The following is a 12,903-nucleotide window of genomic DNA, read 5'->3' on the forward strand; positions in this document are numbered from 1 at the left end:
CGGCCATGAGCGGGTGCTCCCGACCGTCCGGTTCAGGCGCTTGGATTTGCAGCTCGCAGTTGCTGCAAAGGTACCCAAGACACCGTTGACGGGCTGAGGTAGGCATGACGGCAACAACATAGAGGCCGCGTACAGCCGCCCGGTCAAGTGGTTGGCCGAATCAGTGGTCCTCAAGAGCCAGGGCCAAGCACTTCGCCACAATGCATTATGGTCAAAGTGAGCGTATCACTCCGCAAGGGTTGCGGCTGCAGGAACGCCCGGGCGGCACGTCGCGCGCGACCGCGCTGCTGGCGCTGACAGCGCTGCCCGTCGCAGCGCCTCACGCAGGGGCAGACGATGCCGCCGCCACCGACCTGACGCGGATCTCAGGGACCTGCCGTCGCAGTGGTGCGCCGCGCTGGCGTGGGGGTCTGCTACAGCCGCGCGGTCACCGGCGACCCGGTTGCCTTGCCGGCGGCAGCCGGATAGCGGGCGCGGGTCACCGCCAGCAGGGCGTGGAAATCGCGCAGCGACGCGGCCTGGCTGACCGCCCCGCGCGCGTCTGCGATGTCCTGCTCACCGGCGACCTTCGCCGGCGCCGTCGGCGACGCCGCCGGCACCGCCAGCAGCGGCAGGTCGGTGCGTGGCTTGGTCCGCGTCAGCAGCGATCCGAGGTCGGCCGCCGCGGCGACGCGGGCCCCCAGGTCGGGCGGGTTGGCAGCGCAGAACCGGCGCACGATCGTCTTCAGGATCGACGTGTGATCGAACACCGTGTGCGACACCGTGCCGCGCTCGATCCATGGCGAGACCGCGAAGGCCGGCACGCGGACGCCGTATTCGTTGACCCCCGAGACATCGACCGCGCCCGGCGGCGTCACGTGGTCGTAGAACCCGCCGTGCTCGTCGTAGGTCACCAGCAGCAGCGTGCGCGACCACGCCGGTCCCTTCATCAGCGCGTTGACGATGCGTGCGATCAAGCGCTGCCCATCGCGCACGTTGGCCGGCGCGTGGTCGTCGTTGGCCGGCGGGTATTCGATGAAATCGGGGTCGATGTAGGCCACCGACGGCAGCGTGCCCGCGGCCGCCGCGGCGAAGAAGTCGGCCGCCGGCCGTATGGCCTCGATGTCGGTGACCCAGCGGTGGAACAGGCGCAGGAAGCCGTAGCCGTGTTCGTAGTAGCGCCAGGACACGGCGCGCTGGCTGAGATGGTCGAAGATCGACTTGCTCTGCGTCGGTGCGTACGTCACCAGGTCGGGGTTGCGGTAGACGGTGTTGCCGAATTGGTCGCGTGCCAGCCGTCCGGTCAGCGTGTAGAAGCGGTTCGGGAATGTCGGGCCCGGGTGGGCGGCGAACCAGCGGTCGCAGATCGCGAACTCGCGCGCCAGCACGTCGTAGACCGGTAGATCCTTGGCGTCGTAGTAGCCCATGATGTCGCCCGGGCTGATGCGGCCCGACCGGAGCCCCGAAGCGAAGTTGGCGACGAAGCCGCCCATGCCGCCGGCGACCTGGGTCTGCACGCAGTCGCGGTCGTGGCACGGGTCATGGTCGAAGACGGTGTCGGTCAGGTGGAACGGCCGCCAGTCGCGGCCCTTGTAGCGGTTGATTTCCTTGCCGGTCAGGCCGTCGACGTCCTTGCGGCCACCGGCCAGGCTCAGGTAACCCAGCATGTGGTCGAACGAGCGGTTCTCCATCATCAGCACGACGATGTGGTCGACCTTGGCCAGCGCGCCCACCGTCAACGGCTTCTGCGGCTGCTCGGCAAAAATCTGGACCAGTTCGTGGCGCGGCGGCTCAACGTAGCCAACGACCAGCTCATCGCCGACCAGTTCGAGACTGCGCACTTCCCACGGCCCGCCGACCAGCCAGCGCGTCAGCGCGCGCGCTGCACGCTGCTGGAACTGGGCGTTGAGCAGGCCGGCGACGAGCTTGCGCTCGATCGTCGACTTGACCTTGCGCCGCGCGATGCCATCCGGGCCCCAGTTCAGCGTGGCCTTCACGTCGACGCGCACCGCCGGCCGGAATCCGATCGCGCCGCGGCCATCGACGATGGTGCGCACCAGCACCAGTTCCACGTGGATGTTCAGTTGCTGGAGGTCGATGTCGCCAAAGTTGTTGAGCGCGAGTTCGGTACCCTTGGTTTCGAACTGGACCTCGAGCACCAGCGCCATCGCGCGACCACCCGGCGACTTGGCATCAGCGACGCGCGTCGCGCCGGCCACCACGCGATCCGAATTGAGATCCTTGATGGTGATGTTCGGGTTCGGCAGCCACGGCAGTTCGGCCTCGAGGTGACCGAGCGAAAGGCTGACCGGCTTCAGGCCATGCAGGTCGGCCAGATCCCTGGCGAAGGTCAGGTTGACGATGTTGTTGTGGATGCGAACCGACACCAGTGGCTGTTGGCGGTCGTTGGCGAACTCGTCGAACTTGCGGGCGAAGAAGCCTTGAGGAACCCGACGCCTGACAATGGTGGTGCCGGCTGTCGGTGTCGGCGCTTCGGCCAGCGGCTCATCGATCGCAGGTTCGGTTGCGGGTTCGGGTATGGGTTCGAGTGCAGGTGCGAGTACCGGTGCCAGTGCAGGTGCAGGGGCGAATGCAGGGGCGGGTTCGGGTTCTGGCTCCACGACCGGCGCGCCGGCAGGTTTCGTGGTGTAGTTGTTCGGTGTGTTGGCAATCGGGCTGGTGGTGCTGGTGGAGGTGATCGGCGCACCGGGCGTGGCGTTGATGTTGATGTCGGTTCGCGCCCTGGCGCGAACGATCGTCTGGCCGCGCGCCAGGCGGCCCCAGGCGTCGGTCAGCAGCCTGCCGACCAGGCGCTGGTCGCCCCCGTCTGGCGGCATCTCGGCGACTTCCACGTAGCCGCCGGGACCGGCGGCTTCGACCGGCACGCCGCGTCGCAGCAGGCTCGCCGCAGATTCGATGCGCTCCGACACCACGACTGCCGAGTGCAGGATGCCCTCGTAAGGCGCAAAGCGGACCAGACGGTCGCCGCGCCGCAGCGAACCGTCGAAGACGGTGCCCGGACTCGGGCTTGGACTGGCGTAGGGGTCGTTCATGGAGCCGCCTTTGGCGTCTGCGTCGACGCGCCTGGGTTGGATCGACGGTCAGCCGCCACGCAGCGTCGTCAGACGCCACGCGGTGACGAACGGAACGGCGACGCTGCCCGCGCTGCGCCGCGTCGCCTGCCCCATCCGGTTGGCACCGTCGAAGCGAACGAACGGCACCTCGAAGAAGGCCACCAGCGGATAGAGATAGACACCGACGCTGCCGATACCGCTGCTGCGCGCGGGCGGGTTGCGGCGCGCGCCGCCGGTGCCGCCAGGTTCGGGGACTTCGGGCGGCGAGACAGTGATCGTCGTCTTCGTGGCCACCGCCTGGCTGGTCGAGTACGCGCGCGACAGGCTCAATGAGCGCGAGAATTCGCGCGCCACCGCGGTCGTCGATGTGTCGGTGGTCGTCCGGCTGTAGCCCATCGACCCACCGAGCTTGAACATCCGTTCGAGGCCGAGCTCGAAAATGTCGATGCTGGCCTTGGCGCTGCCGCCGCCGGAAACTTCGCCGTTCAGCTGCAGGCTGAAGGTGCGCGAATTGCTCGTGCTCTGCGTCCTGGTCGACGTCGTGCTGCTGCTGGCGCCTTGTTGCGCGGTGCTGGCACTGCCGACCATCGTCGACACGTCGAGCTGCACGGTCACCGGCTGCCGCACGTCGGCGCTGAAGTTGACGCCGCCGCCGGGCAGCGCGATCCAGTAGTCGTCCTTGTGCAGGACCGGATCCTTGAGCTCGATGTCGCGCTGGCTCAAGCGTGTCTTGCGGCCGAACAGGTATTCGATCGGCGCGACGATCGCGAAGTCCAGGCCGGTCCGGTTGATGTGTTCCTGGTGGCTTTCGAAGGTTTCGCGCCAGTGGTATTCAACCTCCAGCCGGGCCAGCGGCGAGTCGGGGTCGTAGGCTGCGCGCAGCGTGCGGCCTTCGACCGAGATCTTGATGACGCGCGATGACTCGTCCTCGAGGTCGGGGCCGTTGAAGCGCCGCCATGGCAGCACCTCGTTGAACTGGCGGTTGGGCAGGATGTCGAGCAGCCGGTATTTGGTGACGACATTCTTGTGGTTGTAGACCGAGTTCCTGTTGCGGACCCGCAGGTGGAAGATCGCGCGGCCCTCGTCGCCGGCCAGCGCAACGCCGGCCGGCGCGCCGGTGACCAGCACGAACAGCTGCTGCTGGCCCGCCGAGTCGGCAGTGCGCGTCAGGTCCTGCCAGGTCAGTTCGGCTGCCGAGTCGAGCCGTGGCGTGCGGTCTTCCTGCAGGGCCTGCCCGCCGCCGTCGAGCGACTCACCCGCAAACGGCTGACTGCTGCCGACCCGCGCCATCACCGCGTCGCGGTAGCGCCGTGCGCCCGCCCCGCCGCCGTTGTAGGCGCGCACCGCCTCGGCCCAGCTCGGTGGCGTCAGCAGCGCGTACTTGACGAACAACCAGCGTACCGCGGTGCGGATCCAGAAACCGTAGTCCTCGTGCAGGTCGCGGCCCGGCGTTCCCATCAGGTTGCGCGTGCCGTCGCGGTGTTCGAAGAATTCCTGCAGCGCACGAACGAAGGGCGCATGCGCTGCGTATTCGGCGTTGGACATGCCGAACCAGCGCCGCCGCGCGTCGAAAGCGTCCAGGCCATGGCGGGCAAAGATCAGCGGCGCCATTTCGCGCATCATCAACCACTGCTGCGGTCCCCACGAGTCGATCGCCTGGCCGATGTTGAAGCGGCTGCGCACCGGGTGGCGGTCGCTGCTCGACCAGTCCGACGGCGGCGGCATCAGGTGCTCGCCGGAGGTTCCCATCCGGCTTTCCTGGTACAGCATCGACTTGACGATGTTCGGGTCCAGCGCTGTCGCCGGCCGCAGCTGGCGGCTGTAGTGTGCTGAGCAGCGCGCGATGTCGCCATCGAAGCGGTTGAACATCGCCTGGCGCACCCACATCCGGCTGTAGACCGCTTGGCGGCGGTCCAGCAGTTGCGCCAGGCGCTGCCGTTCACGTTCCCACACCGCGGGGCGGCTTCGGTACGACGACTGCCGTGCCAGCCAGTCGCGCAGCTGGCGCGCGTTGCCGCTGACCGCGCTGCGCTGCGCATCAAGCGCGACGTCGTAGCGGCGCACGCCGGCGATGTGGTCCGGGTGCGGCGCCAGCAGCACCTTGGGCACGCGAAAACCGGCGATCGAAGCTTCGGCCGCGGCACCGTGCCAGGCTTCGATCAGATGCAGCGAATCGGCGCCGAAACCGCGCGACGAGCCGTCGCCGCGGCTGGCCGTGAATTCGCGGACGAAACGGCAGCGCAGGCCGTTCATTTCGTCGGCCACGTCGTCGATCGATATCGCTTCCTGGAATTCGATCCCGGGTTCGGTTTCATCGGCAGGCCAGCGCGGCGGCGCGTCGCTGTCGACGAGGTCTGCCTGGCTGTCGAAATCGGTCTCAGGCAGGGTCAGGTCGTCGTTCATGTCGTCCTCGACGGTGATGTAGGAAGCTGCTGTCGCGTCGGCGTCTTGGTCTTCGTCTTGGTCTTGGTCTTCGTCTTCAGTTGCGTCTGCGTCTGCGTCTGCGACTTCGACTTCGACTTCGACTTCGACTTCTTCGGGATCGCCTTCCGCATCGGTGCAGCCGTCCGCGTCGGCGGCGTCATCGGTGTCTATGGCTTCGGCAACGATGTCGTCAGGCACCGCCTCCATCAGATCGTCATGCAGACCCGGGTCGGCCGGCTGCAGGCCGCCGCGGCCCCAGTCGGCCGCCGCGCGTTCCGCGGCCACGACGTTGAGGTAGCCGAAGCCGCGCCGGTGCAGGTCGGCCGCCGGCACGCCGGCGCTGCCCGGCGGCGAGCAGTCGGTGCTGCCGAACAGCAGCGCTCGCGTGTCGGTGATTTCCAGCGGCCGGCCGGCGGCCTCGAACATCACTGCGATCGCACCGCTGACGTGCGGCGCGGCCATGCTGGTGCCGCTCTTGTCGGTGTAGCGCGCGCCCGGGGTTTCCTGCGGCGGTGTCGAGCGGCCGGCGCGAATGCGCTCGCCGGGCGCCGTCAGTTCGGGCTTGACGCGGCCGTCGCGGGTCGGCCCGGCGCTCGAAAACGCGCCCAGCGGCCAGTCCGTACGGCGCGGGTTGTAGGCGCCGACGGCGATCGAATAGCGCCCGTTGCACAGCGTTCCGGTGGTCGAGTCGGTGGCCACGTCGGCGGCCACAAAACGTGGCCGCAAGCCGCGGTCGCGTTCGATCCAGGCGTGGTAACGGCCGTCGCGGACCACGTCGCCGGCAAGCCTGATCTCCCAGGTGCCGGCGGGCGGGTCAGGCTTCAGGAACAGGTCGATGTGGCGGTCGCCGCTGGTCGATTCGCGGACGTGGTGATAGACGTGGCCGACCTCCGCAGCGCCGACCCGCAGCGGGCTGTCCTGGCCGGGCCCGACGCTGGCGGCAATGCTGCCGCCGGGTTCGAACACGGTGGCGGTGTAGCGGTCGACCGACTCGTAGAAGATCTCGATCTCGCTGTCGGTGGCGTCGCCCACCGGCACCGTGAAACGCAGCGCGGCGCTGCCGCCGGGGTGCAGCCGGCCGTTGGCATGGGCGCTCGCGGCGTAGTAGTTGCCGGCGCTGTTGACGACGGCGCGGCCTGGCCGGGTCCAGATCGCCTGGTCGATGCCCTGCTCGACGAACGTCGATCCGTCGTGCGGGCCGCCGTGTGCACCGACGCTCATGTTGACGACGCAGGGCCGGTCGCCGGCCAGCGAGAAGATGAAGTCGAGCGCCTCGAGCACGGTGGCCGAGTCACCGAGGTTGCCGCGGCCGAGCACGCTGGTCGTGCGCGACAGGTGGACAAAGACGATGTCGGCTCGCGGGGCCACGCCGACCATGCCGCCGCCCCGGCCGTTGCCGGCGGCGATGTCGACGACGTGGGTGCCGTGCGCGCCCTGCCACTGCCCGCTTTCGGCGTCGCGCTCGTCGGCATCGGCGGGGTGGTAGTGAAGCGCCGCATACGGATCGGGCTCGCGCAGCGCCTGGTCGATTTGCGTCGTGTGGATGATGCGGCCGTAGCCCCAACGGTTGCCGGCTCCGCTGGCGTCGTCGCCGCGCTGGTCCCACAGCGCCAGCAGGCGGGTCGTACCGTCGTCGCGGCGGAACGCCGGGTGGGCGACGTCGAGGCCCCAGTCGAGCACGCCGAAGACGACACCGTCGCCGCTGGCGACCAGGCCCGGCGGGCGGCGCGAATACGGCGGCTCGGGTTCGTCGTCGCCAGCGGCCTCGTCGTGCCCCCGCGGCTGCAATCCTCTATCGGCGGGCGACGATTCGTCGTCGCCATCGTTCAGCCGCAACCTGCGCGACGCCTCGATCCCGACGATCGACGCCGACTGCGCCAGTTCGGCCAGCCGCGCGCGCTGCACGCGCAGCGTCGCGATGTCGCCGAAGCGCGTCACGACGCGGATCCCGGCAGGCAATTCTTCGCCATCGGACAGCCGCACGATCACCGCCAGCTCGTCGGCGGGCCCGTCGCCCTGGGCAGCTTCGGCCAGCGCCGGGTCATGGGCACCGAGCACCGAGGCGACGGGATCGCTCATGGCAGGTTCTGCACACTGGTGAATGTTCGTCGCGGGGCGAGCCTGCTAGGACGGCGTCCGGCCCGTCGGCTTCGACTCCACCGGTGACGGTGACGGTGACGGTGACGGTGAAGGAGCCGGGACAGGCCCCGGGCCAGGGGCCGGGCCGGGCGCCGGCGCAGGCACCGCGGCTTCCAGCGCGGCGACGCGCGCCTGCAGCTTGCCGATGTCGCTGGTCAGCGTGACGACACTGTCCTCGACCCGCTTGAGCCGCGTCTGCTGGTCCGGGAAGACGTCGATCAACCTGGCACGGACCTGCTGCGCGCAGCGATCCAGCAGGTCGACGTTGACCGACGCCACCCAGTTGAGGCAGCTGTCGATCGTCGGCGTGGTCTTGTCGCCGGGGTTGCGGCCCTGGTCCAGCGCTGCCCGGGCAGCGGCTGCCAGCGCCGCGTCGGCGCCGACGGCACGCGCCACCGCGGCCAGCGTGTCGTCGGCACTGGGCCCGCTCGTGCGGTCTTCCTGCACCCGCTGCACGGCCTGGAACACCGGCAAGAGCAAGTCCTTGTCGATGTTGCCGACCGGTGTCGCCGGATCGTCGCGCGCCTGCTTGACCACATCGAGCGCACGTTCCAGCGCAATCACGCTGGCTGCGACGGCAACGGCACGCAGTGCGTCAGACTTCGGTCCGCTGACCACCAGGGCGCTTGCTGCAGCGGCGCCGGCGCCGAACGGCAGCGCCAGCCTGATGCCGGGTCGCGCCCCCGCGGCCGTGCTGGCCGTTGAAAGGGGAATGGCGATGCTCATGTTGTTCTTCCTCCGAGCAGACCGGTGAAGACCTGCGGGTTGTTGAGCAGGAAGCCCAGCCCGCCGATCAGCAGCGGATTCGACAGCGCACTCTTGGCGTCCCCACTGCCGACCATGCCCGACTTCAAGGCCCCACGCAGCAGTTGCGACAGGTTGGGCACCAGCAACGTCGTGCCGGACGTGTTGTCGATGCTGAAGCTGGTGGCGAAGTCGATCGCACCGTCGAGCTTCATCAGCCGGTCGAGCCTGCCGATGCGGCCGCTCTGCGCGCCGTTCACACTGGCGATGTCCTTGACCTGGCCGGTCAGACGGCCGAGTTGGCTGTTGACCGCCTTGATGCCTTCGGCGTTGCGGCGGACGTCGGTCCCGACGCGGCCGAGCGCGTCCTTCAGCTGGGCCTGCGTGACCGGGCCCGCCGACATCGGCGCGCGGTAGGCCGGTGTGCCGCTGGCCGTGCGCACCGGTGGCCGCGCCCCACCTGAGCGGCCGCGGCGCCCGCGCCGCTTGCGTTCTGACAGGTCCTCGTCGTCGGCTTCGATCAGCGCGTCGAGCATGTCGTCGACGTCGTCGGCGGCTTCGTCGCTGCTGTCTTCGGCCTCCATTTCATAGTCATAGGCTTCGTTGCCATAGATGTCCTGGGTCATGCTCGCTCCTTGCAGTTCTCTTCGGCGTTCAGCGCCGACTCCGGTAAGGGTCAGATCGACCCGCTCGCCTCATGGTCAGCACGCGCCTGAGCGCGGGTGCAACCAGTTCGTCGAATAGCTCGAGGTCGGGTTTCGCGAATCCCGCCCGGCCGCGGCCGTCGCAGACGTCGCAACTGGTGTCCCCACCCCAGCAGACGCGGCAGGCCCCGAGCGCGCCGGCCAGCGTGTCGTTCAGCTGGCGCAGGTCGCGCAGCTCGCGCCAGTCGGCCAGCCGACCGGCAGGCGCGCCAGCGTCCCGCTCGGCGAGCGGCTCGATGTCGACGATGTCGCTGTCCTCACGGCTGCCGCCGCTGCGAGTCGCCTTGCCGCTGGCGTCGAACGCGGTCAGCAGATCGACCACCGACTGTTGTTCGGGACTGAGCCGCGACTGTGCCAGCAGCGACTTGATCAAGGTCGTGCCGCCGCCGTCACCCATCTGCTCGGCGAACAGTCGCCCACCGTCGTCGTTCAACGCGGCGAGCAAGGCCTGCAGCAGCGGACCCGGCGCAGGCGGCGCCATCCGCGCGGCGTTGTCATGGGCGGCGCCGCTGGCGTCAGTCGTCATAGCGGCTCCTGTCTTCAAGTGCTGCTTCGTAACCGTCGATCGGGTCGTCGGCGGTTTCGCTGTCGAAGGCTGCATAGCCGCGCAGCGGCAACGGCGCTTCGTCGTCCAGCGATTCGCTGTCGGCAACGTCGGCCAGGTCGGACAGCAGCAGCGCCGCGCGTGCCGAAGGGTTGTAGATATCGCCGCGCGGGTCGCCGGCGTCGTCGAGCAGGTAGTCGGATGTGGCCTGGCGCGGAGCACCGGACCAGGCGGCCGCGGTCTCCGACGCCAGCTCGGCAATGGCATTGGCGAAGGCTGGTGCGGGCACCGTACGCGCGCCGACCGCCACCGACGGCTTGCCGGTGCCGCCCATCAGCATCGCCAGCAGCGCCTGCGTGGTTTCGGGGCGCGACAGCAGGGCCAGCAATTGCGCCGCCGCAAGCGGACGTGCAGCGCCGGCACCGGCGTCGGGCGCTGGCGAAGGCGACGGCGACAACGGCGTGGTGGCCGGCCCGGCGGGCGCCGCGGGTGCCGCGGATGCAACAGCTGCCGCGGTTGCGGCAGCGGCCCGGGGCGGGCTGCCGGCAGGCCGCGCGGGCGCGGCCTTGCCGCCGCCGACCAGGGTGGCCACGCCGCCACCCAGGCCGCCGGCAATCGCGCCCCAGGGTCCGGCCACCGCGGCGCCACTGGCCGCACCTTTCATGACGCCGGGCAGCGCGCGCTGCGCCAGCGGCGCCACCTTGCGCGCCAGCGACTGCAGGTCGCGCATGAAGTCCTCGACGTCGCCGGCGTCGGATTCTGGGAACATCGACTCGATCAGGTCCTCGAGCTGCGTGTCGTCGAGCCGCACCCGCTGGCTCCCCATCACGCGGCGCACTGCGGGGTAGTCGGTCCGGTCGGGCTCGAATCGATAGCTGCCGTTCATCGCTGCATCTCCTGGGTCGTCGATCGAATTGCCGCCGCCGATGTCACAGCGCCGCCTGCCGCGCGGCGCGGTACACGACCTGGCCGTCGACACCCTGCCGCGTTTCGATCTGGCCACTGGCCACCAGCAGCGCCAACGCCGCGGCGACGTTGCGCCGCGATTCGTCGCGCCGCTGGCGCATCAACCACCAGTCGCAGATGCCCTCGAGCGAATCGCATGCACCGGGTCGCGACGCGACATAGCGCAGGATCAGCAGCGACAGCTCCCGTATGCGTGCGGTGTCGGTTTCCAAGGTGTTGCATCCGGTCGGCAGCGGCGGTGAGGCCCACCATGCTTAAGCCGTGCCAACCGGGTCTGTATCGCAAGTGCTTGATTTCGCTGCCAAAGGCTACGCAGCTGGGTTTGCGGTCGAGTCGGCGGCGACACGGCTGTACCGCTGGAGCGCGCTGCCATGCCGGGCGCGACAGGGTGTGTCGCGCGGCACACTGCCTGTGCGGCGATGGCACGGCAGGCCGGGAAGGCCGGCCCCTAGGTTGGCCCCTGGCGGCCCGACGAATTAGCACCTAGACTTTTCGAGCGGGCTACGCCGCGAAAAGGGGGGAGCGTGACGGCGCAGGCAACCAGTGCCGACGACGACCTACCGCTGCACGCGACGATGGTCGGCAGGTCTTTCGCGTTCCGCGCCGCCACCGAGTTGATCGAGCGCTTTGCGGCCTGCGCGGCACCGGTGCTGATCCTCGGCGAGACCGGCACCGGCAAGGAACTGGCGGCACGTGCCGTGCACTACTGCAGTCCGCGCCGCGACGAGCCCTTCGTTCCGGTCAACTGCGGCTCGCTGCCCGACACGCTGGTCGAAAGCGAACTGTTCGGCCACGCCCGCGGCGCCTTCACCGACGCCAGCCGCGCCCGCCGTGGCTTGGTGCAGCAGGCTCACGGCGGCACGCTGTTTCTGGACGAGGTCGAGGCGCTTACGCCGCGGGCCCAGGTCACGCTATTGCGGTTTGTCCAGGATGTCAGCTTCCGCGCCGTCGGCGACGATGAAGTGCAGCGCTCCGACGTGCGCATCGTCGCGGCATCGAATGTCGATCTGGGTCAGTCGGTGGCGAGCAAGGGCTTTCGCGCCGACCTGCTGTTCCGTCTGGAGGCGCTCGCCGTCGTGCTGCCGCCACTGCGCGAAAGGCACGGCGACATCAACCTGCTGGCCCCGCACCTGCTGATCAAGGCCGCGCGCAGCACCGGAGGCTCGCCCAAGCGACTGACTGCACAGGCGCTGGCGTTGCTGCAGGCGCACCGCTGGCCTGGCAACGTTCGCGAGCTCGAAAACGCGCTGCTGCGCGTGCAGCTGTTGTGTGGCGGGCCGTGTGTCGACGCCGCCGACCTACTGGCCAGCGTGCCGGCGCTGACGTACTGCAGCAGCACGCCGTCGGCCGTTCCGCTGCTGCGTAGTGTGCTGCGCGACAAAAAGCAGAGCGCGGTCGACGAAGTCGAGCGGCGTTTTGTCGAGGACATCCTGGTCCGGACGGGCGGCAACATCAGCGCCGCGGCACGGCTGTGCAATATGCAGCGCGCGTCGCTGAGCAAGCTGGCGAAGAAACACGCCATCAGAGTCCAGACGGCTGACGCCGTGGTCGTACTGGCGCGCTGACTGTTCGCTTCGCATCCCCAGCGCAGGCAGCACCTCGGTCACGGCGAGGCTGACACCTCTGTGATCGTCGCACTGGCTTCCCGGCTCGCTGGGCGCCAGTCACAACAACTGGGCGACCAGGCGCTCGGAGGCCTTGGTGGTGCTGTCCAGGCAGGCGACGACACTGCGCATTGTTGCGCCCTCGGTCTTCCCCGCTCGCATCCAAGCTAGAGCGGGTATAGGCCGTGTACCGTTCCCAGCAGCACGCAGCGCGGCGCGTGCATCGCGCCAGCCTGGCCTGGGACGGCGGCGCCGCTGTGGCTCGGCGTGGCCTAGGATTTGTCGACCAGCGCACCGAGCGCGTCGAGCACCGCCCATGCATCGAGTTTGGGGCCGCTGGCCAATTGCTGGGCGGCGCCTGTCGTGAAGGCACCGCTGAAAACCGGCAAACGCCGCAGCAGCGTGCGCTTGGCCGCAGGCAGCAGTTTGTGGCTCAGCTCTAACGCGGACAACAGGGATTGGTGACGCGGCGGGGCCGTGGGTCGGGCTCGTGCAGCACGCCGAAGAGTTCATCCAGGCGGGTAAGCCTCGATGCCCGACAGCGGCACGCGCCCGACCGCCATCGACCCGCTGCTGCGCTTTGCGAGCGACTCGGTTGCCGCGCTCAGGCCGGCCGTGCCAGCGCTCTGGACCGACGTCGGCGCTCGCGAAGTGTTGGACTGCTGTCCCCTGAACGTCTGCTTCGTGGCTACGAATCGATCGAGGCGACCGACCGCTCGGGGTCG

10 protein-coding genes are annotated in these 12,903 nt (G+C 69.4%); 2 read left to right on the forward strand and 8 right to left on the reverse strand.

What is annotated here, in order from left to right:
• Positions 1 to 413: 413 nt before the first annotated feature.
• Genes Q8K49_RS07755 through Q8K49_RS07785 form a run of 7 tightly spaced genes read right to left on the reverse strand, consistent with a single transcriptional unit; the run spans position 414 to position 10,786 of the window.
• A complete protein-coding gene (locus Q8K49_RS07755; RefSeq protein ID WP_305305175.1) occupies positions 414 to 3,032 on the reverse strand; it encodes an alkaline phosphatase family protein in 2,619 nt (872 codons plus the stop codon).
• 48 nt (positions 3,033 to 3,080) lie between these two features.
• Entirely contained in the window at positions 3,081 to 7,556 is a 4,476-nt protein-coding gene (locus tag Q8K49_RS07760) for a S8 family serine peptidase (protein ID WP_305305176.1), read from the reverse strand.
• A gap of 45 nt (positions 7,557 to 7,601) precedes the next feature.
• Positions 7,602 to 8,342 (reverse strand): hypothetical protein, encoded by a 741-nt coding sequence (locus Q8K49_RS07765; protein ID WP_305305177.1) that lies wholly within the window; start codon positions 8,340 to 8,342, stop codon positions 7,602 to 7,604.
• On the reverse strand, positions 8,339 to 8,986 hold the full coding sequence (locus Q8K49_RS07770; protein ID WP_305305178.1) for a hypothetical protein: 648 nt from the start codon (positions 8,984 to 8,986) through the stop codon (positions 8,339 to 8,341). Before Q8K49_RS07770 ends, Q8K49_RS07765 begins: the two co-directional genes overlap by 4 nt.
• A 28-nt stretch (positions 8,987 to 9,014) precedes the next feature.
• Entirely contained in the window at positions 9,015 to 9,590 is a 576-nt protein-coding gene (locus tag Q8K49_RS07775) for a hypothetical protein (RefSeq protein ID WP_305305179.1), read from the reverse strand.
• Positions 9,580 to 10,494, reverse strand: coding sequence for a hypothetical protein (locus Q8K49_RS07780; RefSeq protein WP_305305180.1), 915 nt, complete (start codon positions 10,492 to 10,494; stop codon positions 9,580 to 9,582). Before Q8K49_RS07780 ends, Q8K49_RS07775 begins: the two co-directional genes overlap by 11 nt.
• Before the next feature lie 43 nt (positions 10,495 to 10,537).
• Entirely contained in the window at positions 10,538 to 10,786 is a 249-nt protein-coding gene (locus tag Q8K49_RS07785) for a hypothetical protein (protein ID WP_305305181.1), read from the reverse strand.
• A 312-nt stretch (positions 10,787 to 11,098) separates the two neighbouring features.
• Here Q8K49_RS07785 and Q8K49_RS07790 point away from each other — a divergent pair, with 312 nt between their 5' ends.
• Positions 11,099 to 12,139, forward strand: coding sequence for a sigma 54-interacting transcriptional regulator (locus tag Q8K49_RS07790; RefSeq protein ID WP_305305182.1), 1,041 nt, complete (start codon positions 11,099 to 11,101; stop codon positions 12,137 to 12,139).
• A gap of 311 nt (positions 12,140 to 12,450) precedes the next feature.
• On the opposite strand, the gene Q8K49_RS07795 is transcribed toward Q8K49_RS07790, so the two are convergent.
• Positions 12,451 to 12,630, reverse strand: a complete 180-nt coding sequence (locus Q8K49_RS07795; RefSeq protein ID WP_305305183.1) for a hypothetical protein — start codon at positions 12,628 to 12,630, stop codon at positions 12,451 to 12,453.
• Between the two features lie 79 nt (positions 12,631 to 12,709).
• On the opposite strand from Q8K49_RS07795, the gene Q8K49_RS07800 reads away from it, so the two are divergent.
• On the forward strand, positions 12,710 to 12,903 hold a 194-nt coding region (locus tag Q8K49_RS07800; protein ID WP_305305184.1), incomplete at its 3' end, for a hypothetical protein.

The sequence above is a fragment of the Brevundimonas sp. genome, assembly GCF_030682035.1.
Classification (GTDB): domain Bacteria; phylum Pseudomonadota; class Alphaproteobacteria; order Caulobacterales; family Caulobacteraceae; genus Brevundimonas.

Coding starts and splice junctions, on each gene's coding strand:
- Q8K49_RS07765 (WP_305305177.1), bottom strand. CDS start 8,342: ATGAGCATCGCCATTCCCCTTTCAACGGCCAGCACGGCCGCGGGGGCG.
- Q8K49_RS07760 (WP_305305176.1), bottom strand. CDS start 7,556: ATGAGCGATCCCGTCGCCTCGGTGCTCGGTGCCCATGACCCGGCGCTG.
- Q8K49_RS07755 (WP_305305175.1), bottom strand. CDS start 3,032: ATGAACGACCCCTACGCCAGTCCAAGCCCGAGTCCGGGCACCGTCTTC.
- Q8K49_RS07770 (WP_305305178.1), bottom strand. CDS start 8,986: ATGACCCAGGACATCTATGGCAACGAAGCCTATGACTATGAAATGGAG.
- Q8K49_RS07780 (WP_305305180.1), bottom strand. CDS start 10,494: ATGAACGGCAGCTATCGATTCGAGCCCGACCGGACCGACTACCCCGCA.
- Q8K49_RS07775 (WP_305305179.1), bottom strand. CDS start 9,590: ATGACGACTGACGCCAGCGGCGCCGCCCATGACAACGCCGCGCGGATG.